Genomic DNA, 22,945 nt, shown 5'->3' on the forward strand with positions numbered 1-22,945 from the left:
TTATGCCTCTCTCCGTCCCGGGGACCGGCCCATACGAAAACGGCGGCACCCGAAGGTACCGCCGCATGCTGCCATTTGGTGAGAGGGCAACCTCCGCTCAGGGCGCCCAGTGAATGTCGATCGGCTGCTCGGCCTCGGCCAGGACCCGGCCGATCGGAAGCTTGCTCGAATGGCCATCCGCGATCGCCTGCTCGAGCAGCTCGCGCTTGTCCTTGCCGGTGATGGTGATGATCAGCGTGCGCGACGACAGCAGGGCGGCGCGGGTCAGCGTGACCCTCGCCACCGGCATGTCAGCGGGCATCGGGTCGGGGCGCACCCCGACCGCGCGGCGGGCCTTGGGCGCGTCGAGCGCCTTCTGGAGGTCCGGCCCGTCGAAGATCGACGCCGTGTGCCCGTCCGCGCCCATGCCGAGCCAGACCAGATCCGGCGGCCACGGTAGGTCCTGGAGCCGGGCGTCGGCAATGTTGCCGGCGGCATCGACATCGGCGTTCTCGCCGCCGATCGGGATGACCCGGGCACCCGCACGCATGAAGCTCTGCGCCAGCAGCCGCGCGTTGCTGCGCTCGTCGCTGACCTCGACCAGCCGCTCGTCGGTCGGGACGATGGTCACCTTCTTCCAGGGCAGCTTCTGCGCCGCCAGCTTGGCGAAGATCGGACCCGGGGTCTTGCCGCCGGGAAGCGCGAGCAGCGACGCGTCGCGGGCGTCGACCGCGCTTTCGATGATGAACCCGACGTCGCCCGCGACCGCTTCGGCCATCTCCGCGACGCTGTCATATTCCCACCACTCGGCTTCGATCATCGGGCTTGCTCCTTTGCGACGCGCCTTCGGCCCGCGTCGGGGCGGGGTCAAGATCGCTCGCGATTCTCGGATGGTTGTGCCTCGCGTCACCCGCCGGCGGCGTGGTGACCCCTACGGGACTCGAACCCGTGTTTCAGCCGTGAAAGGGCCGCGTCCTAACCACTAGACGAAGGGGCCGCTGTGAAGCGGTGCGCTGCCTAGGCGAGCCGGCGTCTTCGGTCAAGCGACCGCGGCGTCCTCGAGGTGCAGTTCGGCGCGGTTGCCGCCGTTCCAGCTGTCGCGGTGGACCGTTCCGGCAAGCCACAGGCGGCGATCGCTCGGCATCGACAGCAATGCGCTGCCGAGCGGCGTGTCGGCGGAGCGGAAGGCGATCCACTTGAAGCTCGCGCCGTCGGCTCCGCTGGCGATCCCGCGAACATGCCCGTTTCCGACCACGCCGACGTTGATCAGCCGCGCCTCGCCCGCCGCGATCCTCGGCTGCGGCCAGCCGACTCCATAGGGCCCGGCCGCGTCCAGCGCGTCGCACAGCCCCGCCTGGACCCCGCGTGGTGCGCACAGGCTGTCGAGCAGCAGCGCACGGGCGCCGACCGCCCGCTCGACGTCGGCCGCCAGCCGGTCGGACAGATAGGCCGCAAGCGCCGGCACTTTGCCCGGCGCGACCGTGACCCCGGCCGCCATGGCGTGGCCGCCGCCCGCCACCAGCAGCCCCTCGTCCTTCGCCGCGAGCACCGCCGCGCCGAGGTCGACCCCGCTGATCGAGCGTCCCGAGCCCTTGCCGATGCCGTCCTCGCCGAGCGCGATGACCAGCGCGGGCCGGCCATGCTTCTCCTTGAGCCGCCCGGCGACGATCCCGATCACCCCGGGGTGCCAGCCGGGACGGGCGACGGTGATGACCGGAGCACCCGCCTGCGCATCGGAATCCGCCAGCGCCTCGTCGAGCACGCCCTGTTCGATCGCGCGCCGCTCCTCGTTGAGGCGGTCGAGCTCCAGCGCGATCGTGCGCGCCTCCTCGGCGTCGCTGGTGGTGAGCAGGCGCACCCCGAGGTCGGCGCGTCCGACCCGCCCCCCGGCGTTGATCCGGGGGCCGAGCGCGAAGCCGAGGTCGCGGCACGACGGGTCGGCGGTCAGCCGCGCCGCCTCGGCGAGCGCCTTCAGTCCGACGTTGCGCCCCCTCGCCATCACCTTCAGTCCCTGCGCGACATAGGCCCGGTTGAGCCCGTGGAGCTTGGCGACGTCGGCCACCGTGCCCAGCGCGACGAGGTCGAGCAGGTCGATCACCCGCGGCTCGGGCCGGGCCGCGAACCAGCCACGAGTCCGCAGCGTCCGGAGCAACGCCACGCCCAGCAGGAAGGCCATGCCCACCGCCGCGACATGGCCGTGGGCGAGCCCGACCTCGCCCTCGTCGAGCCGGTTGGGATTGACCAGCGCATGGCACAGCGGAAGCGCGGCGGCGCACTGGTGGTGGTCGACCACCACCACGTCGAGCCCTGCTTCGCGAGCGCCGGCGAGCGGCTCGAACGCCTGCGCGCCGCAATCGACCGTGACAATCAGCCCCGCGCCTCGGGCCTTGAGCGCGAGAAGCGCCGCCAAATTGGGGCCGTAGCCCTCGGCCTGCCGGTCGGGTATATGGACCAGCGGCTCGGCGCCGAGCTGGCGCAGCAGGAGCACCAGCAACGCGCTGCTGGTCGCGCCGTCGACGTCATAGTCGCCGAAGATTGCGATGCCCTCGCCGCGCGCGAGCGCATCGGCCAGCCGCTCGGCCGCGCGGTCCATGTCCTGGAAGGCCGAGGGGTCGGGCAGCAGGTCACGAATGGTCGGCACGCGATAGCGCTCGAGCTCGTGCGGCTGCACCCCGCGCCCGAGCAGCAGCTCGTCGACCAGTTCGGTTCCCAGTTTCTCGTCGGACTGCGGCCTGCGCCAGCGCCACGGCTGGCCCGACAGCGACCGCTCCACCCCAAGCGCCACATTCATGGCTGCCGCGATAGCAGCTCCTTGGCGAGAAGACTCGCCTCATTTCGCGGAAGCGCGGGAATGCGCTGCCCACCGGCAGGGCCGCCGGCGATGTCGACCACCAACGCGGCGACGCCGAACAACCGCGACAGGCTGGTCTCGGCCAGCGCGACGCTCTGCACGTTGGCGAGCGGAAGCAGCAGGGTGCGTCGCTGCCACCAGCCGGTGCGAAGCAGCAGCCGCTCGCCCTCCACCGCATAAGCGGTATTTCGCCACTCGAACCAGCGCAGCGGCCCGAACAGCAGGAGCAGCGGGAACAGCGGCGCCATCAGCAACAGGAAGCTCCACACATGCGCCTTCGAGACCCGCCGCCAGTCGGTCCCTTTGCCGGGCATGGTCCAGCCGAGCTCCGCCCCGATGCGAGCGACCTCCGCCTCATCGGCAAGCGCCGCCAGCACGTGATCGCTCGAACCGCCCTGCCGGCCCTCCTGGCTCTCGCCGGCAAGGCTCAGGACCTTCACCGCCCGCCATCCGAAGCGTTCGCGGATCGGCCCGGTGGCGATCAGCCCCGCCTGGATCCGACGCCGGGGAAGGGTGACATCGGTCCGCGTTAGCAGCCCGCGCCGCCGCCGAAGCCCGTTGCCCGTCCGGTCGAGCCGGAAGCCATATTCCCGCAGCAGGGTGCGGATCACCCCGGTCACCACGCCGGCCACGATCAGCACCGTCAGTCCGCCTACGACCAGGCCGAAGCGGTGGTCGAGAAGCCATCCGCCCCAGCCGCTCTGGTCGAGGATCGGCCGCCAGAACTTCCGGCTGAAGGGATCGAAGTCGATCACGTCGCCGAGCGTCTGGCTTGCGCCGAACAGGCCCGCGAACAGCGCCAGGCTGAAGTTGAACAGGCCGCAGGTCAGCACCCGCCGAAGGTCCATCGCGAACAGGGGAGGGCCTTCCACCTCGGCCTCGCCGGCACCCGCCACCGGTGCCGCGCCCGCCCGCCGCGCCCGCACATGGTCGCGCAGCGCCTCGGCCCGCGCCAGGACGATGCCTCCGAGCACGCCTTCTTCCTTGCCGGCGCTCGAGGCACCGGTCTCGAGCGTCACCTGCGCAACCCCGACGAGCCGCTGGAGCGGCCCCTGCGCGATGCTGACGTCGGCGACCCGGTCGAATGGGATCGTGCGCAGGTTCCGGCTGAGGATGCCGCTGTCGATCCGGATCGCATCGCTGCCGACCCGGTAGGAGAAGCGCAGCCAGTGCAGCAGCAAGCCGCCAAGCGTCACCACCGCGATCCCGCCGAGCATCATCAGCGCGACGAAGAACTTGCCCTGGAAAGCGAAATAGCCGCCCGCCGCGACCCCGCCGGCGATGTTGCGCAGCGCTTGGCCAAGCCCGCTGACGAGGGTCAGCGGGTGAAGCCGCTCGGGAGGGGCCTCGTCGGCGGTCACCTCAGTCGAGGTCCGCCTGGATGTGGCTCCGGATCACCGCCGCCATCGAGTCCGCATCGGCGGGGCTGAGGCCGGGCAGGCTGACGATCGAATGGTGCGTGCCCGCGGTGTGCACCACCAGCGTCGCGGTCCCGAACATCTTGTCGAGCGGGCCCCTGGCGATGTCGAGGTGCTGGACCCGGACCAGCGGCACCAGCGTGTCCCGATGGAACATCCAGCCGCGCACGACCCGCAGCATCCTCGGCTCCAGCGCATGCCCGAGCCGCGACCAGATCCGCGACGGCGCGACGATGATCGACGCCGCCGCAAGCAACGGCACGGCGACCAGCAGCAGGCCGCCGACCGGCTTGTCCGCCAGGATCGCACGATCCACCACGATCGCCGCGACGACGATCGGAAGCCAGCTCAGCAGGGTCCTGACGCGGATCACATGCAGATAGCCGCGCTCCGCCGGGCGGAGCCGCGCTCCGTCTTCGCCCAAGCTTTCCCCCGGCGCCTCGTCAATCACTGTCATAGCTGCATACTACAGCAGCATCGGACAGCTTCAAGCCGGCTTGCGATGCTCGCCGGAGATGCGGCGCACCGTTCCCGAGCTCGCGCGCATGACGATGCTCTCGGTGGTCAGGCAGCCCTTGCGCCGCTTGACGCCCTTGAGCAGCGAGCCGTCGGTAACGCCCGTCGCCGCGAAGATGCAGTCGCCGCTGGCCATGTCCTCGAGCCGGTAGATGCGGTCGAGGTCCTCGATCCCCCAGCGCCGGGCACGCGACCGCTCGTCGTCGTTGCGGAACAGCAGCCGGCCCTCGATCTGTCCGCCGACGCAGCGCAGTGCCGCCGCCGCCAGCACGCCTTCCGGAGCGCCGCCCGAGCCCATGTAGATGTCGACCGTCGTGTCCGGGTTGGTGGTGGCGATGACCCCGGCGACGTCGCCATCGGGAATGAGCATGATTCCGCAGCCGATCGAGCGCAGCTCGGCGATGATCCCGGCATGGCGCGGCCGGTCGAGCACGCAGGCGATGATCTCGTCCGGAGCAACCCCCTTGGCGGCGGCCAGCGAGCGGACGTTCTCCGCCGGCGAACGCTCGAGGCTGACGGTGCCCTCGGGATAGCCCGGCCCGATCGCGAGCTTCTCCATGTAGACGTCGGGCGCGTTCAGCAGCCCGCCTTCCTCGGCGATCGCGAGAACCGCAAGCGCGTTCGGACCGGCCTTGGCGGTGATGGTGGTGCCTTCGAGCGGATCGAGCGCGATGTCGATCTTGGGGCCCGTTCCCTGCTCGGATCCGACCTTCTCGCCGATGTAGAGCATCGGGGCTTCGTCGCGCTCGCCCTCGCCGATCACCACGGTGCCGTCCATCGGCAGCTCGTTGAGCGCGGCGCGCATGGCTTCCACCGCGGCGGCGTCCGCCGCTTTCTCGTCGCCCCGGCCGATCAGCGTGGAGGCCGCGATCGCCGCCGCTTCGGTCACCCGGACCATTTCGAGGACGAGGACTCGGTCGAGGACGGACGAGGCTTGGATCACTTGGCGTTAGCTCCTGTGCAATTCGGCTTGGGACCGCGCTACGGGATGGGCGGGCCCCGAACAAGCAGCGGCGCGTTGGGTCGATCGATGCGCCACTTCCTGCTTGTCCTGCCAATCCTTCTCGCCTCGGCTTGTTCCGGTGACGAAAAGGTCTCCAGCAATGCCGCCACCCCGTCGCTCGAGGTCATGACCGAGCAGCCGGGCGACTGGTCGGAACTCGACCGGATGGTCGGCCGAACCCCGTTCGAAAGCGGGCTGCTCGACGAGAGTCCCGTGACGGTCGACATCAATTCCGTGCTCGGGCCCGAGGCCTCCCGCTTCCGCGACGCCATGGCCGATGCCGGACCGCTGACCCGCCGCGACGATCTGCTCGTGGCGACATCGAAGAGCGGCAAGGCGTGGCTGGTCCTGCAACCGGGCGAGCACGCCTTCCGGGCAGCGCTGCGCACGGGGCAGGGGTGGCGCGAATGGTCGACACCCGGGACGAACGTGCCCTCGCTCGGGCGAAACTAGCCCGCCCGGCTATTCGTCCCCGGCGGCTTCGTCCACTTCATCCACTTCATGGTCGAGCAGGGTCTGGCGCACCCGGATCACCCGGGCGGCGACCCTTGTCTCGATCAGGAAGATGCTCAACCCTAGCGCCAGCGTCACCATCGACCCGATGAACAGGAGCGCGATGCTGGTGCCCGCGTGAAGGTCGATCAGCGCCGCCGCGAACAGCAGCACGACCACCGCGCAGACCAGCACCGCCGAGGCCACGGTCAGCGTGATCGCGCTGCTGACCAGCCGCATCCGCCGGTCGACCGTGTGCAGTTCGCGAAGCAGCCGGTCATGCTCGTTGCCGCGCGCCTTGAGGATCATCGGCTCGAGCGCCCGGCCGCGATCGACGATCCGCGCCAGCCGCGAGGCACAGACGTTGAGGAAAGCGCCGACGCCTGCGAGCAGGAACACCGGCGCGACGGCGAGCTGGATGATCTGGGCGATCTGCGTCGCGCTTTCGGTGGTCGGAAGCATCGGGCGGGCATAGCTGCCGCACCTCTCTCGCGCCAGCGGTCCCGCCCTCCCCGACACTGCGGGGGCTGCTCGGAGAGGGCGAGATCAGACGCGTAGGCGCACGCGAAACCGTCCGAGCAGCTACGAAGCCGCGGTCTCTCCGGATGCTTGTGGCCGCACTATTTTTCGTCAGGCTTCCTGGCGCCCGCTCCTCGGCAGCGATCCGAGCAGTAGCGGACCTGCTCCCAGTCGCGCGCCCACTTCTTTCGCCAGGTGAACGGCAGCCCGCACGAAGCGCAGGTCTTGCTCGGCAGGTCGGCCTTCTTGCGCATCTTGGGCATCACCCGGCCATGCTGGCGTGCTGCGGCCTAGTCAAACCGGCCACAAGACCGCATGAACGGCCGCGATGAGCGACTTCGAGTTCATGTTCGCGCTGTTCGGGCTGCTGCTCGGCCTCTCGATCGCCGAGCTGCTGAGCGGCCTCGCCCGTGCGATCGAGGAACGGCTCGGATCGCGACGCGGCTTCCGTCTCGGCTGGCTTACCCCGCTGCTCGCCGCCTTCGTCCTGCTCGACCTCCTGTCCTTCTGGGGCGCCGCCTGGCTGACCCGCGACCTCGTCCGCGTGTCGGGCGAGAGCCTGATGCTGGTGACCGCCTTCGCCAGTGCCTATTACATGGCCGCGCGGCTGGTGTTTCCGCGCGACGTCGATGCGATCGAGCGGCTCGACGAGCATTTCTTCCGAATCCGGCGGATCGTCATCGGCATCCTGTTCGTCCTGTTGATCGTGCAGATGACCTGGTACGCCTCCCTTCCCGAGCTCGCTCCCCGACTGGTGCGACCCCTGTCCCTGTCGCTGACGTGCCTGCTCGGGGTGCTGATGATCCTCGCCGCGTTCCTTCCGCGCGGCCGCTTGCTGACCCTGGTCATGGCCGCGCTGGTCGGCCGCTACGTCATCAGCTACCTGGTCTTCTGATGGCGGCCGAGAACAACCGCGCGAGCGACATCGCGCCGCTGGTCGGCGCGGCGATCGTCGGACTCCAGTTCGCCGGCCTGTCCTGGTGGTGGCTGTCGACGCTGGTGCTGATCGCGACCGTGCTCGCCGCGGTCCATCATGCCGAGGTCGTCGCCGAGCGCGTCGGGGAGCCGTTCGGCACCCTCATCCTCGCGCTCGCGGTGACGGTTATCGAGACCGGCCTCATCGTCAGCCTGATGCTCGCCAACAACGAGGGAGCGGCGGCGCTCGCCCGCGACACGGTGTTCGCCGCGAGCATGATCATCCTCAACCTTCTGCTCGGCATGTGCCTGATCGCCGCCGGCCGCCGGACGGTCGAGCAGCGCTTCATCCGGACCGGCGCCAATGCCGCGCTGAGCACGCTCGCCGCTTTGCTCGTGCTGACGCTGGTCCTTCCCAACTTCACCACCAGCGTCGCCGGCCCGGTGTTCAGCTACGTCCAGCTCGCCTTCGTCGCCGGCTTCGCCCTCATCCTCTACCTGACCTTCGTCTTCGCCCAGACGGTCCGCCACCGCGACTATTTCGTCCGCCCGGACACCGCCGCGCCCGAGGAGTGCCGCCCGACCAAGGCCGTCGCGACCCGCTCCTTCGCCCTGCTTCTGGTCAGCCTGTTCGCGGTCGTGCTGCTCGCCAAGGCGCTGTCCAAGCCGCTCGAGCAGGCGATCGCCGCCGCCGGTGCCCCGATCGCGCTGGTCGGGATCGCGATCGCCGGCGTGGTCCTGCTGCCAGAGGGGCTGGCGGCGGTGAAGGCGGCGCGCTTCGGCCGCCTCCAGACCAGCCTCAACCTGGCCCTCGGCTCGGCACTTGCGACGATCGGCCTGACCATCCCGGCGGTCACCGTCGTCTCCTTCATGCTCGGGCTTCCGCTCGCCCTCGGGCTCGAGCCCAAGAGCATCGTGCTCCTCGCCCTGACCCTGTTCGTCGGCAGCCTCAGCCTTGCCCGCGGGCGGGTCACGGTGCTCCACGGAATGGTGCACCTCGTCATCTTCGCCGCCTATTTGCTGGTGACGGTGCTTCCCTAGCCCTTCTTGAGCAGCTTCTTCACGCCGCGCGCCGCCTGGCGGAGGCGCTGCTCATTCTCGACCAGCGCGATCCGGACGAAGCCTTCGCCCTCCTCGCCGAAGCCGACCCCCGGAGCCACCGCGACCCCGGCCTCGACCAGCATGCGCTTGGCGAACTCCATCGAGCCGAGGTGCCGCATCGCTTCCGGGATCGGGGCCCAGGCGAACATGCTCGCCTGCGGCACCGGGATCTCCCAGCCGGCGCGGCCGAAGCTCTCGACCAGCACGTCGCGTCGCCGCTTGTAGAGCGCGCGCATCTCTGCGACGCATTCCTGCGGGCCGTTCAGCGCCGCGACCGCGGCCGCCTGGATCGGGGTGAAGGCGCCATAGTCGAGGTAGCTCTTGACCCGAGTCAGCGCCCCGATCAGCTCGCGGTTGCCGACCGCGAAGCCGATCCGCCAGCCGGCCATCGAATAGGTCTTGCTCATCGAGGTGAACTCGACCGCGACTTCCTTCGCCCCCTCGACCGCGAGGATCGACGGGGTCGGCTCCTCGCCGAAATAGATTTCGGCATAGGCGAGGTCGGAGATGATCCACAGCTTGTGCTCGCGGGCGAAGGCCACGAGCTTCTCGTAGAAGGGCTTGTCGGCGACATAGGCCGTCGGGTTGGACGGATAGCCGATCACCAGCACCTTGGGCCGCGGCACGGTGTAGCGCATCGCCATCCGGAGCCGCTCGAAGAACTCCTCGCCGGGCGCCGCCGGGATCGAGCGGATCGCCGCGCCGGCGATGATGAAGCCGAAGCTGTGGATCGGGTAGGACGGGTTGGGGGCGAGCACCACGTCGCCCGGCGCGGTGATCGCCTGCGCGAGGTTGGCGAGCCCTTCCTTCGACCCCAAGGTGACGATGATCTCGCTGTCGGGATCGAGCTCGACCCCGAACCGCCGCTGGTAATAGGCCGCCTGCGCCTTGCGCAGCCCCGGAATGCCCTTCGACGCCGAATAGCCGTGCGCGTCGGGCTTGGCCGCCACCTCGGCGAGCTTGGCCACGACATGCGCCGGCGGCGGACTGTCGGGATTGCCCATCCCGAGGTCGATCACGTCCTCGCCCTTCGCCCGCATCGCCGCGCGCATCCCGTTGACCTCGGCAAAGACGTAGGGCGGCAGCCGCTGGATGCGGTAGAAGTCGGTGTCCATTTTCGTGTTGTGCCGCCCTTGCTGCACTGCGGCAAGGGTCGAAGGTCCGTCTTAAAAGCGCACCCGTCCGCTCCTATCTGCAACCATGGGCGGGGACGAGAGAGAAAAACGACAGGGACCCGACATGAACATTTTGATGGTGCTGACCAGCCACGACCAGCTCGGCGACACGGGCAAGAAGACCGGCTTCTGGCTCGAGGAGTTCGCCGCGCCTTATTACGTCCTCAAGGACGCCGGGCACGACATCACCCTCGCCAGCCCGGCCGGCGGCCAGCCGCCGCTCGATCCCAAGAGCGACGAGCCCGACGCCCAGACCGAGGCGACCGAGCGCTTCAAGAAGGATGAGGAAGGCAAGGCCCAGCTCGCCTCCACCAGGCGCCTGGCCGAAATCGACGCGGCCCAGTTCGATGCCGTCTTCTATCCCGGCGGCCACGGCCCGATGTGGGACCTCGCCGAAGACTCGACCTCGCGCTCGATCATCGAGACCACGCTCGCGGCCGGCAAGCCCGTCGGTCTCGTCTGCCATGCCCCCGCGGCGCTGCGCAACGTCAAGGGTCCCGACGGCGAGCCGCTGGTCAAGGGCCGCAAGGTCACCGGCTTCACCAACGAGGAAGAGGAGGCCGTCCAGCTCACCGACGTCGTGCCCTTCCTCCTCGAGGACGAGCTGAAGCGCCTCGGCGGCCGCTACGAGAAGGGCGAGACCTTCAAGCCCTATGTCGTCCGCGACGGTCTGCTGATCACCGGCCAGAACCCACCGTCGAGTGAGCCCGCGGCCGAAGCGCTGCTCGCCGCCCTCGCCGAGCGCCGCGAGACCGCCGACGCCTGACCCCGGAACGGAGCCTGCCGCCTGTCACTCGCGATAGGCCGGCAGGCTCCAACCGCGTGCGATCGCCAGTCCGCGAAGCGCGAAACCCGCCAATGCCGCAAGCACCGCGGCCGGGAACCCGCCAAGGCCGAGCAGCGCCAGCCCGACCAGCAGCCCGCTGCTCAGCGCGGCGGCTGTGACATAGAGTTCGGGCCGCATCAGGATCGACGGCTCGCCCGCAAGCACGTCGCGGATGATTCCGCCCGCGCAGGCGGTCAGCACGCCCATGGCGAAGGCGGGAACAGGCGCGATCCCGAACGCCAGTGCCTTGGCCGCGCCGTAGGTGGCGTAGGCACCCAGGCCGGCGGCATCGAACCACAGCAGGGCCCGCCCGGCGAACCAGCGCCGGCTCGCAAGCCACACCAGCCCGGCTGCGCCGATGCAGATCAGGAGCACGCCATTCTGGTGCACCCAGAAGACCGGCGCCCCGATCAGGAGGTCGCGCAAGGTCCCGCCGCCGACCCCGGTCACCACCGCGAAGAAGATGAAGGTGACCAGCGTTTGACGCCGTTCCGCCGCCAGCAGCGCGCCCGAAATGGCGAACACCGCGATTCCGAACAGGTCGATGAATTCGATCGCCATGGGCAGGGTTGGGGAGGGCAGGTCGGGGGTCATTGCGTACGCCAATAGCGCCCCGGACCCTCGCCCTGAACCACTTTCGGGATGCGCGTGATGGCGCCGCGCCGACGCTGGCCCTGTCCTACAGCCACCCGGTTGTGCCATGGTGCCGGAATGTGCCTTAGCGCTCCTCGATTCTCCTGCCGTGCGATGCGCCAGGAGGGGGGTGACACGGGGTTACAACCCCCGGTTTACGTCGCGTCCGGAGCCATCACGTTCCCGGAGATGCGCCGATGAGTACCGACCAGGTTCCGCCTTTTCCCACGCTCGAGGACTGGCAGCACTGGACTCTGGTCACCGGCCGCGCCCAGCAGATGCTGATGGAAGCCTGGGCCGAGAGCTGGAAGGCGGGCGAACCCGGGCCGGGGATCAAGAGCCCCCAGGCGCCCGACGCAATGAACCTGCTGACCGCAGGTGCCGACGCGTGGAGCAAGGGCTTCGAGGCCTGGGGTCAGATGCTCGGCGGCATGGCCAGCGCGGCCGATCGCAAGGACAAGCGCTTCGCCGCCGCCGAATGGCGCGAGAATCCGGTCTTCGACACCATCCGCCAGTCCTATCTCGCCATCTCCGACCAGCTGCTCCGCCAGGCCGACGAGGCCGAGCATCTCGACGAGGCGGCGCAGGCCCGGCTCAAGTTCCTGACGAGAAGCTTCGTCGACGCGATGAGCCCGTCCAACTTCGCGCTGACCAATCCCGAAGTGCTCAAGGCGACGATGGAGTCGCGCGGCGAGAACCTCCTCTCGGGGCTTCGCCACATGCTCGACGACATGAAGGCGGGGCAGCTCAGCCAAGTCCCCAAGGGCGCCTATGAGGTCGGCCGCAACCTCGCCACCACGCCGGGCAAGGTGATCAGGGAAACCCCGCTCTACCAGCTCATCCAGTACACGCCAGCCACCGACACGGTGCTGAAGACGCCGCTGATCGTCTTCCCGCCGTGGATCAACCGCTACTACATTCTCGACCTCACCGCCGAGAAGAGCTTCGTCCGCTGGTGCGTCGAGCAGGGCATCACGCTGTTCATGGTCAGCTGGAAGTCGGCCGACGAAAGTCTCAGGGACGTGACGCTCGACGACTATGTCCTGCGCGGCCAGGTCGACGCGATCGACACCGTCCGCGACCTGCTCGGCGTCGAGCAAGTCCATACAATCGGCTATTGCGTCGCGGGTACCACCCTCGCCGCGACGCTCGCGCTGCTCGCCGCCCGCGGCGAGGCTGACAAGGTCGCCTCGGCCACCTTCTTCACCGCTCAGGTCGACTTCGCCGAAGCGGGCGACCTCAAGCTGTTCCTCGGCGACGAGACGATGGCGCTGCTCGGCCAGCTATCGGCCGACACGGGGGTGGTCGACGGCCGGGTCATGGCCTCGACCTTCAACCTGCTGCGCGGCCGCGACCTCATCTGGAACTACGTCGTCAACAACTACCTGCTGGGGAAGGAGCCGCCGCCGTTCGACCTGCTCCACTGGAATGGCGACGTCACCAGCCTCCCCGCCGGCTGGCACCGCGACTATCTCGAGACCCTCTACAAGGGGAACAAGCTGGTCGAATGCGGCGGGATCAGCGTCGATGGCACCCCCATCGACCTAACCACCGTCGCCACGCCGCTCTACGTTCAGGCCGGGCGCGAGGACCATATCGCGCCGCCGCAGAGCGTGTGGAAGATCATGGACCACATGGCCGGGCCGAAACGCTTCGTGCTCGCCGGGTCGGGCCACATTGCCGGGGTCGTCAATCCGCCGAGCGCCGGCAAATACCAATATTGGATCAACGAGGGCGAGCCGCGCTCGCTCGACGAGTTCATCGCCGGAGCGACCGAGCATAAGGGCAGCTGGTGGCCGGACTGGCTTTCGTGGCTCAAGGCGCGCGCACCCGGGGAAGTGCCGGCGACCAGCGCACGTCAACCCGGCAAGGGCAAGCTCAAGGCGATCGAGGACGCCCCCGGCCGCTACGTGAAGACGCGCTAGCTCAGATGATCCCGCCGCCCAGCGACAGGCGGACGATCCCGACGAGGATCACGAACAGGCAGAGGTTGCGCCCGGCCTTCGAGCCTCCGCTGAGCTGGCCGATGCCTGCGCCGACCAGTGCCACCGGGATGATCAGCCAGTTGGCCCAGCCGAGCAGGGGGATGAAGGCGACCGCGACCAGCAGCAGCGAGATGACGCCGACGATCAGTGCGACGAGATTGGGCATCCTTCACTCCTTGTTCGGGCTGGCCCCGGGTCCGGGAGCATCTGCTCCCCGAAGCGCAGCCATGAGGTAGATGAGCGCCGCCGTCCAGATGCAGCCGAAGGCCCAGGCGTGGGCGGTGGTGAACGGCTCGCCATAGATGAACACCGCGACCAGGAACTGCAGGGTCGGGGCGATGAACTGGAGAATGCCGAGGGTCGAGTAGGGCAGTCGCCGCGCCGCCGCGGTGAACAGCAGGAGCGGAATGGTCGAGGCAACCCCGCTGAAGATGAGGAGGGCGAGGTCCGTCCGGTCCTCACCCCAGGTCGGCAGCGTCCCCCGGCTCGCCCATGCCAGCCAGAGGATGGCGGGGACGACCAGCAGCGCGGTCTCGATCGCGAGGCCGGCGGTGGCGTCGACCTTGGCGACCTTCCGAAGCAGGCCGTAGAAGGCGAAGGAGACGCACAGGGCGAGGCTGATCCATAGGTGGGACAACGCTCCGACGGCAAGGATCGAGACCCCGACCGCGGCGATCGCGACCGCCAGCCACTGCCGCTTCGACAGCGCTTCGCCGAGGACGAAACGGCCGAGCAGGATGTTGGCGAGCGGGTTGAGATAATAGCCGAGGCTTCCGGCAAGGATGTGGCCGCTGTTCACCGCATAGACGTAGATCAGCCAGTTGGTCCCGATCAGCAGCGCCGTCGCCAGAAGCAGCTTGACCGTTCCCGGATGCGCCACCGCCGCCCTGACCTCGCTCCATGCCCGGCGGGCGAACAGCAGCGCCGTGAGCAGCACCATCGACCAGACGATGCGGTGGGCGACGATCGCCACCGCCGGAACTCCCTGGAGCAGCTTGAAGTAGATCGGCAGCAGCCCCCACAGGGCATAGGCACCGATGCCGAGCGCGAGGCCGTTCCTGGCATGGTGGTCGGGGCGAGCAGCGGGAGCATCCATCCGCCGCGCTGTGGAGGCCTCGGACCGCCATCGCAACACTTTGTTAACCTTTATGACCTTTCACCATGGTGGACGGCGGCGAGCGCTGTGCTAGCGAAGGAGACGTCATGCGTGGCTCTCGGCTGATCCCCTCCGTCCTCCTTCTGCTCGCCCTCAGCGGCTGCACTCTGCTCGACAAATCGAAGGCGGGTCCGGTCAACACGGTCGTCGCGGCGCTGCCGCCGACCAAGGCCGATACTTGGCTCGGCATCGCCGGACCCGAGGACAGCGACCGCCTCCGCCGCCTGCCGATGGCATGGAGCGAGGGGCTTCAGGAAGCACGTTCGGGCCGCTTCTCCGCCGGGATCCGGCAGGAAGGCGACCTGCTCCGCCCCGGCGCCGCACTGGCCCGGCCGGCGCCGACCCCTGGAAGCTACAATTGCCGGCTCGTCCGGCTCGGCAAGACCGACCGCCGCTCGCCCGCCTTCGTCGGCTTCAAGCCCTTCTTCTGCTACGTCGAGGTCGAGGGCGACTTGCTGACCATCGTCAAGCAGACCGGCTCCGAGCGACCTGCCGGCCGGCTGTGGGAGGACGATGTCGCCACCCGCCTCATCTTCCTCGGCAGCGTGGCGCTCGGCAACGAAAACCAGCCCAAGGCCTATGGCGAGGACAAGAGCCGCGACATGGCCGGGGTGCTCGAGCGGATCGGGCCGATGCGCTGGCGGCTCGCCATCCCCTATCCCCGGAGCGGCGCCCGCTTGGACGTCTACGAACTCACCCCGGTCGCCGAGCAGCCCAAGGGGTGAGCCTGTCGGATCCGGACGTCGTTCGCGGCTTCCTGGTCGAGGCCGCCCGCGCCGGCCATCCGCTGACCTACAGCGAGCTGCTCGAGCGGCTCGGGCACCGTTTCAGCCGGCCGAAGATGCGGGCCGTCTGCAAGACCCTCGCCATGGTCGACGGGCAGGCGGAAGGGTCGGGGGAGCCCGAGCTTGCGGTGCTGGTCGTCCGCCAGTCGGACGGACTGCCCGGGCAGGGCTGGTGGATCGGGAGCTGGGAGAAGCATCGCTTCGGTGGCGACTGGACGGGCCCCGAAGCCGCGGCTCTCATCCGCCGGCTCCAGGCCGACGTCTTCGCCTACTGGAAAGGGCGCTAAGCTAGCCGGCGCTCTTTCGCTCGATGGTCGCGCCGACCGCCGAGAGCTTCTCCTCGAGCCGCTCGTAGCCGCGATCGAGGTGGTAGACCCGGAGCACCTCGGTCTCCCCCTCGGCGGCAAGGCCGGCGAGGATCAGGCTCATCGAGGCCCTGAGATCGGTGGCCATGACCTTGGCTCCGGTCAGCTTGTCGACGCCATGGACGATCGCCGAGCGACCCCGCACGTCGATCTCGGCGCCCATCCGGCGAAGCTCGGGAACGTGCATGTAGCGGTTCTCGAAGATGGTCTCCTCGAGGAAGCTCTCGCCACTGGCCCGGCAGAGCATCGCCATGAACTGCGCCTGCATGTCGGTCGCAAAGCCGGGGAAGGGCGCGGTCGACAATGCCAGCGGCTTCAGCGGGCCGTCGGCGGTGACCTTGATGCCCTTGTCGTGGATCTCGATCATCAGCCCGCACTGCGCCAGCGCGTTGGTGGTCGCGAGCATGTCCTCGGGGCGGGCGCCGACGAGATCAATGCTCCCACCGGTGATGCCGGCGGCGCAGGCATAGCTGCCCGCCTCGATCCGGTCGGGCATCACGGCATAGGTGCAGCCGTGCAGTCCCTCGACACCGTCGATGATGAGGTGCGACGAGCCGATCCCCTGGATCTTCGCCCCCATCGCGACCAGCAGGCCGCAGAGGTCGATGATCTCGGGTTCGCGGGCCGCGTTGAACAATTGGGTCCGGCCGGTCGCGGTGACTGCCGCCATCAGCGCGTTCTCGGTCGCGCCGACCGAGACCACCGGGAAGCTGAAGTCGCCGCCGCTGATCCTGCCCTTGGGCGCGCTCGCCTTCACGAAGCCGGCGGCGATCTCGATGTCGGCGCCCATCGCTTCGAGCGCCTGGAGGTGGAGGTCGATCGGACGGTCGCCGATCGCGCAGCCGCCGGGCAGCGACACCGTCGCCTCGCCGGCCCGCGCGAGCAGCGGACCGAGCACGAGGATCGAGGCGCGCATCCGCCGGACCATGTCGTAGGGTGCGACGGTCGACGCGATCTCGTCGGCCTGAAGCGTCATCCGCCGGCCGATCTCGCCCTTCTTGACGCCCTCGATCTTGGTCGAGACCCCGAGCCCGTTGAGAAGGTGGCCGAAGCTGTCCACGTCCGCCAGACGCGGCAGGTTGGTCAGCGTCACCTTGTCCGCGGTGAGCAGTGCGCAGGGAAGAAGCGTCAGAGCGCTGTTCTTGGCGCCCGAGATGGTGATGATGCCTTCGAGGCGCTTGCCGCCCTGGATGAGGATGGAGTCCATCGCGGCGCTTTAGAACTTCATTGCGGGCGCGCAAGGGGAGCGCCCGGGCGGCGTCAGTTCAGGCCTTCTCGAGCGTGCACTGCAGCGGGTGCTGGTTCTCACGCGCGAAGTCGGTCACCTGGCTCACCTTGGTCTCGGCGACCTCGTAGGTGAACACGCCGCACACGCCGACGCCCTGCTGGTGGACCTGCAGCATGACCCGGGTCGCATCGTCGATCCCCATGCTGAAGAAGCGCTGCAGACACAGGACGACAAACTCCATCGGAGTGTAGTCGTCATTCAGCATCAACACCTTGTAGTTGCTTGGCTTGCGCGTGCGCGGACGGGTTCGGACCGCGACCCCGCGCTCGATCTCCTCGAGACCATCGCCCTTGCCGGGAGCGTCGTCCTCGGGACCCATCATAATCAGCTCTGACATGCTCGGGCCTAGATAGGTCATGGTCGCGGCGATTGCCAAGGCGCTTGGACCGCTTTGTCCCACGACCAAACGAAAGAGGCCGCCTCTCGGATACGCGAGAGACGGCCACCTCGATTGCCTGACAGGAGGAGGGTTATCAGGCAGTGAGCTCGTTCAACTTCTCGGCGTTGACCGCGGCGCGGTTCGAGAGCGGCTGGATCGCCTCGCCGGCGAGCTTGACCGTCGATTCGGTCAGCTGGCTGAAGCTGGCGACCATGCGGTCGAAGTTGCTGCGCGCGATTTCGCTCTGGAGCTGGAAGAATTCGGTCGGCGAACCGGCCTGGGCCAGGCTCTTGAACTCGGCGACGTTCTGCTCGAGGCCCTCACGAGCGCGCTGCAGCGCCTCCTCGCCGACGGTCTTCGCGCCGGTCGCGGCGATCTTGCCCGCCTCGACCATCGCCTCGACGTTCGCGCGGGTCAGGTCGGTCAGCTCCTCGGCGACCAGGCGGCTCTTCTCGACCGCTTCCTGGCCCTTGCTGCCGGCTTCGGCGAACATGGTCTGGAGGCGATCGGCGCCCGGAAGGTTGGCGAGGTTCTGGTTCATCCAGTTGACGGGATCGAAGTTCATGCTGATTTCCTTGGCTTGCGGCGCAGCCTGCTGCTCGGCGCGCGGAGTGGAGGAAGCCGTCGTCGCCGCCTTGCGTGCGCGGGGCTTGCGTTCGGTCTTCACCCGGCGGGCGTTGACCTTCTGGACTGCAGCCACGACCGACGGCTCGACCGCATCGGCGGTCTCGACACTGGCTTCGTTCTGATCGAAAGTGACGTTGTCGGTCATAAATCTCTTCCTTGTTGCAGTGCACAATATAGTGCAGTGCACAACAAATCAAGAGGCTTTCTCGCACCTGCAGCATTGACGGTGCCACCATCTCCGCGCCAAGAGCGCGCATGGATCATCCTCTGCGCACCCGCCGCGGCCTGCTTATCGTGCTTTCCTCGCCGAGCGGCGCCGGCAAGTCGACGATTAGCCGCAAGCTGATGGCCGAGGATCCCACCATCACCATGTCGATCAGCGCCACGACCCGTGGAATGCGCCCCGGCGAGGTCGCCGACGTCGATTATCACTTCGTCGATGACGCCACCTTCCAGAACCTCGTCGATACCGACGAGCTGGCGGAGTGGGCCTATGTCTTCGGGCATCGCTACGGAAGCCCCAAGGAGCCGATCAAGGAGGCGCTGAAGAACGGCGTCGACACCCTGTTCGACATCGACTGGCAAGGCACGCAGCAACTCGAATATGCCTTCCGCACCGACCTCGTGCGGATCTTCATCCTGCCGCCGTCGATGGAGATCCTCGAGGAGCGGCTGCGCAAGCGCGGGACCGACAGCGAGAGCGTCATCAACGACCGCATGCGCCGTGCCGCCGCCGAGATCGGCCACTGGGCTGAATATGATTATGTGCTGACCAACGACGATGTCGATCAATGCACCCAGAAGGTGCGGGCGATCGTCGAGGCGGAACGGCTTCGGCGTGAACGCCAGCCCTATCTCCTCAAGACCGTTCGCGAACTGGTCGAGCGCCCCAACTAGCCGAGCAGCGTCAGCAGCCGATGCCCGGAGCGGAAGTCCGCTTCGCGCGCGGCGAGCGCCTTTTCTGCCTCGGCGTCGCTGCCCCATTGTTCGAGCTGCCAGCGGTCGTCGAGGCTGACTGCCTCCCACGCCGCATCAACGGTGATCGCCTGCTCGACGAGCGCCAGACCGGCCACCAGCGAACCGCCGATCGTCACCAGCGGTGACATGGCGGCAAGGGTGAAGGGATCGAGCACCGCGGTCGCCTGCCCAAGCTTCGCGATGGTCTCGACGCTCTGGTCCACCGGAAGAACGCCTTGCGTGACGACGAAGTCCACGTCGTACCGCCGCCGCGCCCATTGCAGCAGCGGATCCCATTGCTCCGACTGGAGCGCGACCAGCTTCGCCGGTCCTTCGGCGCGGTAGCAGAGGAGGTCGCTTGCCGCATAACGGGCCAGTCCCTCGGCGAAGGCATCGGGGGCGGTCGCGACCCGGTCGATGGCGGCGTTGGAAAGGCCGGTCAGCGGCATCGCCCGGGGATCGATCGTCTCGCCGGTCTCGCGCCACTCGGCCGCCACTGCCTCGCCGAGGTCGCGAGTGGGAAGCGTCAGCAGGGCGCGCGCGGGGGTCCGCACGGGACGTCCGTCGAGCGCGACCCGCCAGCTGCCATCCTCAGGCTCGAGGGCGACTTCCTTCCAGAAGCGCTTCATCGACGGTCCGTCCGCTCCCAATGCTGGCGGAGGAGGACCGGGCCGAGCAGGGCGTCGCATAGGCCGAGGCCGATGACGACCAGTCCGAGCGGAAGATGACCGCCTGGTCGGACCAGCGCGCTGAAGGCGATCGTCATGCCAAGGAAGAAGAGCGCCAGCCCCGAGATGCGGGCCAGGGCGAAGAGGGCGAAGCGTCGCTTCCAGACCGCGTCATCGGGGTTCATGCGGCGACCATCCGCTCGGCAAAGGCGAGCACCTCGGCCGGCCGCGTCGCGAGAACCTGTGCGCCAGCAGCGGTGAGCTCTGCGGAGTCATGGTAGCCCCACAAGGCGCCGATCGCGCCGCAGCCCGCCGCCCGCGCCATGCCCATGTCCCAGCCCGTGTCGCCGATCACCACGCTCCGCTCAGGACTCGCGCCGCACTCGGCCATGGCGGTGACGGCCATCGAGGGATGCGGCTTCGAAGGATGCCGGTCGGCGGTCTGCAGGGAGACGAAGCGGGCGTGGATGCCGTGGCTGGTCAGGCAGTGCCTGAGCCCGCGGTCGGACTTGCCCGTCGCCACCGCTAGGGTCCAGCCGCGCTTCTCAAGCGCGTCGAGCAGGTCGAGGATGCCCTCGTACAACGGCTCCTCGACCTCGCGCTGTCCGCGGAGGGTGACGAAGGCATCCTTGTAGGTGTCGGCGATGCGGTGGTGCCGCTCGCTCTCGAGCTCGGGGGCGAGCTGCTCCATTGCCTCGACGAGGGACAGGCCGATGACCTTCTGCGCCTGCTCGCGCGGCGGGAGGGTCAGTCCGTGATCGGCGAAGGCGAGGCCCAGCGCGCGGTGGATGGTGTTGCCGCTGTCGACGAGCGTCCCGTCGCAGTCGAAGATGGCGCAGCGATTCACCGGCGCGGGCCCTTGGACCCGCCACCGCTTCGTCCCCCGCCGGCGCTGTTGCCACCGCGATTGCGACGCTCTCCCTTGCGCTCCTTGCGCGCGGTCTTGGCTGCAGCCGCCTGGCGGCGAGCGCGCACCTCGGGGCTCTTCGCCGGATCGGGCCGGTCGAGCGGCATATTGTCTCCGGCGCGGGCCTCGAAACCGAGGGTGGCGAGGGTCTCGGCGAAGTGGGTCGGAAGCTCGGCCGTGCCGTCGATCGGCTTGGCACCGCCCGGTGCGTCGATCTTGAGACGCCGTGCATGGAGGTGAAGCTTGCGGCTGATCCCGCCGGTCAGGAACGCTTCCGCCCCGCCATATTTGGCGTCGCCGACGATCGGATGCCCAAGGTGCGCCATGTGCGCGCGGAGCTGGTGCGTGCGACCGGTCAGGGGCTGGAGCTCGACCCAGGCCGTCCGTGTCCCGGCACGGTCGATGACCCGCCAGCGGGTGCGAGCGGGCGAGCCTTCCTCGCTGACGTGCATCTTCTCGCCGCCGGTGCCCGGCTGCTTGGCGAGCGGCGCGTCGATCAGCCCTTCGTCCTGGCTGAGGTCGCCGACGACCAGCGCCCAGTAAACCTTGCGCGCGGTCCGTCCGGCGAAGCTCTTCGAGAAGAAGGCGGCGGCGCGAGCCGAGCGGGCGACCAACAGTACGCCGCTGGTGTCCTTGTCGAGACGATGAACCAGCTTGGGCCGCTGTCCGTCCTCGTCCTCCAGCCCCGACAGAAGGCGGTCGAGGTGCTTGTCGGTCTTGGTCCCGCCCTGCGTCGCGAGACCCGGCGGCTTGTTGAGCAGGAAGGCGTCGGGCGTCGACTGGATCACCATCTCGCGGACGAAGTCGCGCTCGTCGTCAGTCAGGGGATCGACCGGGCGCTGCGGGCGCGCGGAGCGGTCGGGCACCGCCTCGGCGGCGGGCATACGGATTTGCTGCCCCGCCTCGATCCGGTCGCCCGGAGCTGCCTTGTTGCCATCGATCCGAAGCTGGCCGGTTCGCGCCCAGCGTGACACCAGGTTGAAGCTGACTTCCTCGCCCATGTGGCGCTTGAACCAGCGGTCGAGACGGATTCCGTCGTCGTCCGCCGCGACGGTGAAGGTGCGGGACTCGCCGCTGCTGGTCTCGCTGCTCATGGCGCCGCGCCCTAGCCGCTCGACCTAGAGCGTGTCGAGGAGGTGGAGGACGAGCCCGACAAGGCCGCCGACCAGCGTGCCGTTGATCCGGATGTACTGGAGGTCGCGGCCGACCGCGGATTCGAGCCGGTCGGTGACCGTTCGCGCATCCCATCCGCGGATGGTGTCGCTGACGAGGCTGACGATCGAGCCCCCGTAGCTCGCCGCCATGCCGGCGACCGCTCGGCGGGCGAACTGGTTGACCGCAGCACGGATTCGCGGATCGCCCTCGAGCGTCGCTCCGGCCGAGCGCAGGACTTCGCCCATCCGCCCGGCGAGCACCGCTTCGGGCGCCCGGGCCGCGGCGATGATTGACGCCCGCCCGCGCTGCCAAAGCCGGTCGAGCCACTGCGCGACCGAGCGGTTGGCGAGCAGTTCCTCCTTCCAGCCTTCGACCCGCGCCCTTGTCTCGGGCTTGTGCTGGAGGTCGTGGGCGAGGGCGGTCAGCGCCTCGACCATCTTCTCGCGGACCGGATGGTCGGGATCGGTGCTCATCTCGACGGTCAGCTTGCGGAGCCCGTCGAGGATTGCATCCGACAGTTTGTCGTCGAGCCCGGCCAGCCTGAGCACCCAGCTTGCCCGCTTTCGGACCATGTCGCGGATCAGCGGCTCGTTGGCGTCGAGCGCCCGGCTGAGCACCTTGATCGCCGCCTCGAGCATCGGCACGTGGCGATTGTCCTCGATCGCCGAGGCGAGCGCCGCGCCGAGCAGCGGCGCGACTTCGGTCCGGGCGATCTTGGCCGAGATCGCGCCCTTGACGATCCCGCCGAGCCGCTCGTCGTCAAGCGCCTCGAACAGGTCCGCGATCAGCCGCGAGGCACCGCGGCGGATGCGGTTGCCGTCGGCGCTCGGAGCACTGAGGAAGCGACCCGCGGCGGCGGCGATATCGAGCCCGCGCATCCGTCGGGCGACCACCCGCGCGACGAGGAAATTGTCGCGGATGAAGGCCGCCAGCGTGAGGCCGATGCGGTCCTTGTTGCGCGGGATGATCGCCGTGTGCGGGATCGGCAGTCCGAGGGGATGGCGGAACAGCGCGGTGACCGCGAACCAGTCGGCCAGCCCGCCGACCATCGCCGCCTCGGCGAATGCCTTGACGAAGGACAGCCACGGATAGCGCGGCTCGAGAGCGCGCGCGGTGATGAAGATCGCAGCCATCACGACCAGAAGGCCGGTGGCGACCACCTTCATCCCGGCGGCACCAGGCTGGGTCGGGTTGAAGCGGGCAAGTGGTCCGGAACGGGTCATTCAGCCACTAGAATAGCCGAAT

At 68.8% G+C, this 22,945-nt stretch carries 27 protein-coding genes and 1 tRNA gene; 8 read left to right on the forward strand and 20 right to left on the reverse strand.

Going from position 1 to position 22,945, the window contains the following annotated elements; all coding sequences use genetic code 11:
• Positions 1–97 precede the first annotated feature (97 nt).
• The 6 genes from pgl to glpX all read right to left on the reverse strand — a co-directional run bounded on the left by pgl (position 98) and on the right by glpX (position 5,707).
• Entirely contained in the window at positions 98–799 is a 702-nt protein-coding gene (gene pgl, locus ABD727_RS02480) for a 6-phosphogluconolactonase (protein ID WP_344705806.1), read from the reverse strand.
• Positions 800–901: 102 nt separating this feature from the next.
• Positions 902–976 (reverse strand) — tRNA-Glu (locus tag ABD727_RS02485).
• Positions 977–1,018: 42 nt separating this feature from the next.
• Positions 1,019–2,770, reverse strand: coding sequence for a single-stranded-DNA-specific exonuclease RecJ (gene recJ, locus ABD727_RS02490; protein ID WP_344705807.1), 1,752 nt, complete (start codon positions 2,768–2,770; stop codon positions 1,019–1,021).
• Entirely contained in the window at positions 2,767–4,191 is a 1,425-nt protein-coding gene (locus tag ABD727_RS02495) for a PH domain-containing protein (protein ID WP_344705808.1), read from the reverse strand. Before ABD727_RS02495 ends, recJ begins: the two co-directional genes overlap by 4 nt.
• A 1-nt stretch (position 4,192) precedes the next feature.
• Entirely contained in the window at positions 4,193–4,705 is a 513-nt protein-coding gene (locus tag ABD727_RS02500) for a PH domain-containing protein (protein ID WP_344705809.1), read from the reverse strand.
• 30 nt (positions 4,706–4,735) lie between these two features.
• A complete protein-coding gene (gene glpX / locus ABD727_RS02505) occupies positions 4,736–5,707 on the reverse strand; it encodes a class II fructose-bisphosphatase (RefSeq protein ID WP_344705810.1) in 972 nt (323 codons plus the stop codon).
• 75 nt (positions 5,708–5,782) lie between these two features.
• Between glpX and ABD727_RS02510 the strand changes: the two genes are divergently transcribed.
• Complete coding sequence (locus ABD727_RS02510; RefSeq protein WP_344705811.1) at positions 5,783–6,220, forward strand: hypothetical protein; 438 nt, start codon at positions 5,783–5,785, stop codon at positions 6,218–6,220.
• A 9-nt stretch (positions 6,221–6,229) separates the two neighbouring features.
• Here the strand turns inward: ABD727_RS02510 and ABD727_RS02515 are convergent, their stop codons facing one another.
• Together ABD727_RS02515 and ABD727_RS02520 are read right to left on the reverse strand one after the other, a co-directional pair.
• Positions 6,230–6,721 (reverse strand): DUF2721 domain-containing protein, encoded by a 492-nt coding sequence (locus tag ABD727_RS02515; protein ID WP_344705812.1) that lies wholly within the window; start codon positions 6,719–6,721, stop codon positions 6,230–6,232.
• A gap of 158 nt (positions 6,722–6,879) precedes the next feature.
• Positions 6,880–7,041 carry a DUF2256 domain-containing protein gene (locus tag ABD727_RS02520; protein ID WP_344705813.1) on the reverse strand — a complete coding sequence of 54 codons (162 nt, stop codon included), beginning with the start codon at positions 7,039–7,041 and terminating at the stop codon, positions 6,880–6,882.
• Between the two features lie 65 nt (positions 7,042–7,106).
• Between ABD727_RS02520 and ABD727_RS02525 the strand changes: the two genes are divergently transcribed.
• Together ABD727_RS02525 and ABD727_RS02530 are read left to right on the forward strand one after the other, a co-directional pair.
• Positions 7,107–7,673: a hypothetical protein gene (locus ABD727_RS02525; protein WP_344705814.1), complete on the forward strand. Its 567-nt coding sequence runs from the start codon at positions 7,107–7,109 to the stop codon at positions 7,671–7,673.
• Positions 7,673–8,734: a calcium:cation antiporter gene (locus ABD727_RS02530; protein WP_344705815.1), complete on the forward strand. Its 1,062-nt coding sequence runs from the start codon at positions 7,673–7,675 to the stop codon at positions 8,732–8,734. The genes ABD727_RS02525 and ABD727_RS02530 overlap by 1 nt, the downstream gene beginning before the upstream one ends.
• Here the strand turns inward: ABD727_RS02530 and ABD727_RS02535 are convergent.
• Entirely contained in the window at positions 8,731–9,909 is a 1,179-nt protein-coding gene (locus ABD727_RS02535; RefSeq protein WP_344705816.1) for an LL-diaminopimelate aminotransferase, read from the reverse strand. The genes ABD727_RS02530 and ABD727_RS02535 overlap by 4 nt on opposite strands.
• A 124-nt stretch (positions 9,910–10,033) precedes the next feature.
• Between ABD727_RS02535 and ABD727_RS02540 the strand changes: the two genes are divergently transcribed.
• Positions 10,034–10,735 (forward strand): type 1 glutamine amidotransferase domain-containing protein, encoded by a 702-nt coding sequence (locus ABD727_RS02540; RefSeq protein ID WP_344705817.1) that lies wholly within the window; start codon positions 10,034–10,036, stop codon positions 10,733–10,735.
• A 24-nt stretch (positions 10,736–10,759) separates the two neighbouring features.
• Here ABD727_RS02540 and ABD727_RS02545 read toward each other — a convergent pair whose 3' ends face one another.
• Complete coding sequence (locus ABD727_RS02545) at positions 10,760–11,389, reverse strand: trimeric intracellular cation channel family protein (RefSeq protein WP_344705818.1); 630 nt, start codon at positions 11,387–11,389, stop codon at positions 10,760–10,762.
• Positions 11,390–11,625: 236 nt separating this feature from the next.
• On the opposite strand from ABD727_RS02545, the gene ABD727_RS02550 reads away from it, so the two are divergent.
• Positions 11,626–13,353 (forward strand): PHA/PHB synthase family protein, encoded by a 1,728-nt coding sequence (locus ABD727_RS02550; protein WP_344705819.1) that lies wholly within the window; start codon positions 11,626–11,628, stop codon positions 13,351–13,353.
• Between the two features lies 1 nt (position 13,354).
• On the opposite strand, the gene ABD727_RS02555 is transcribed toward ABD727_RS02550, so the two are convergent.
• A complete protein-coding gene (locus ABD727_RS02555) occupies positions 13,355–13,579 on the reverse strand; it encodes a hypothetical protein (RefSeq protein ID WP_344705820.1) in 225 nt (74 codons plus the stop codon).
• A 3-nt stretch (positions 13,580–13,582) separates the two neighbouring features.
• Positions 13,583–14,509: an EamA family transporter RarD gene (rarD, locus tag ABD727_RS02560; RefSeq protein WP_344705821.1), complete on the reverse strand. Its 927-nt coding sequence runs from the start codon at positions 14,507–14,509 to the stop codon at positions 13,583–13,585.
• A gap of 107 nt (positions 14,510–14,616) precedes the next feature.
• Here rarD and ABD727_RS02565 point away from each other — a divergent pair, with 107 nt between their 5' ends.
• Together ABD727_RS02565 and ABD727_RS02570 are read left to right on the forward strand one after the other, a co-directional pair.
• Positions 14,617–15,294, forward strand: a complete 678-nt coding sequence (locus tag ABD727_RS02565) for a DUF4893 domain-containing protein (RefSeq protein ID WP_344705822.1) — start codon at positions 14,617–14,619, stop codon at positions 15,292–15,294.
• A complete protein-coding gene (locus tag ABD727_RS02570) occupies positions 15,291–15,641 on the forward strand; it encodes a ribose-phosphate pyrophosphokinase (RefSeq protein ID WP_344705823.1) in 351 nt (116 codons plus the stop codon). Before ABD727_RS02565 ends, ABD727_RS02570 begins: the two co-directional genes overlap by 4 nt.
• Before the next feature lies 1 nt (position 15,642).
• Here the strand turns inward: ABD727_RS02570 and murA are convergent, their stop codons facing one another.
• The 3 genes from murA to ABD727_RS02585 form a co-directional block, all read right to left on the reverse strand.
• A complete protein-coding gene (gene murA / locus ABD727_RS02575) occupies positions 15,643–16,926 on the reverse strand; it encodes a UDP-N-acetylglucosamine 1-carboxyvinyltransferase (protein ID WP_344705824.1) in 1,284 nt (427 codons plus the stop codon).
• Between the two features lie 58 nt (positions 16,927–16,984).
• Complete coding sequence (gene clpS, locus ABD727_RS02580) at positions 16,985–17,326, reverse strand: ATP-dependent Clp protease adapter ClpS (protein WP_425566797.1); 342 nt, start codon at positions 17,324–17,326, stop codon at positions 16,985–16,987.
• 154 nt (positions 17,327–17,480) lie between these two features.
• The gene (locus tag ABD727_RS02585; protein ID WP_344705825.1) at positions 17,481–18,158 is read right to left on the reverse strand and encodes a phasin family protein; all 678 of its coding nucleotides are present in this window, start codon (positions 18,156–18,158) and stop codon (positions 17,481–17,483) included.
• A gap of 110 nt (positions 18,159–18,268) precedes the next feature.
• Between ABD727_RS02585 and gmk the strand changes: the two genes are divergently transcribed.
• Complete coding sequence (gene gmk / locus ABD727_RS02590; RefSeq protein ID WP_344705826.1) at positions 18,269–18,910, forward strand: guanylate kinase; 642 nt, start codon at positions 18,269–18,271, stop codon at positions 18,908–18,910.
• Here gmk and ABD727_RS02595 read toward each other — a convergent pair.
• The 5 genes from ABD727_RS02595 to ABD727_RS02615 are packed head-to-tail and all read right to left on the reverse strand — an operon-like array spanning position 18,907 to position 22,923.
• Positions 18,907–19,599: an ATP12 family chaperone protein gene (locus ABD727_RS02595; protein WP_344705827.1), complete on the reverse strand. Its 693-nt coding sequence runs from the start codon at positions 19,597–19,599 to the stop codon at positions 18,907–18,909. The two genes, gmk and ABD727_RS02595, sit on opposite strands and share 4 nt — an antisense overlap.
• Entirely contained in the window at positions 19,596–19,823 is a 228-nt protein-coding gene (locus ABD727_RS02600) for a hypothetical protein (RefSeq protein WP_344705828.1), read from the reverse strand. The genes ABD727_RS02595 and ABD727_RS02600 overlap by 4 nt, the downstream gene beginning before the upstream one ends.
• Positions 19,820–20,485: an HAD-IA family hydrolase gene (locus ABD727_RS02605; protein WP_344705829.1), complete on the reverse strand. Its 666-nt coding sequence runs from the start codon at positions 20,483–20,485 to the stop codon at positions 19,820–19,822. Before ABD727_RS02605 ends, ABD727_RS02600 begins: the two co-directional genes overlap by 4 nt.
• Positions 20,482–21,639 carry an RluA family pseudouridine synthase gene (locus tag ABD727_RS02610; protein ID WP_344705830.1) on the reverse strand — a complete coding sequence of 386 codons (1,158 nt, stop codon included), beginning with the start codon at positions 21,637–21,639 and terminating at the stop codon, positions 20,482–20,484. Before ABD727_RS02610 ends, ABD727_RS02605 begins: the two co-directional genes overlap by 4 nt.
• 24 nt (positions 21,640–21,663) lie before the next feature.
• The gene (locus tag ABD727_RS02615; RefSeq protein WP_344705831.1) at positions 21,664–22,923 is read right to left on the reverse strand and encodes a DUF445 domain-containing protein; all 1,260 of its coding nucleotides are present in this window, start codon (positions 22,921–22,923) and stop codon (positions 21,664–21,666) included.
• Positions 22,924–22,945: the final 22 nt, after the last annotated feature.

This window comes from Sphingomonas swuensis (assembly GCF_039538045.1).
GTDB lineage: Bacteria > Pseudomonadota > Alphaproteobacteria > Sphingomonadales > Sphingomonadaceae > Sphingomicrobium > Sphingomicrobium swuense.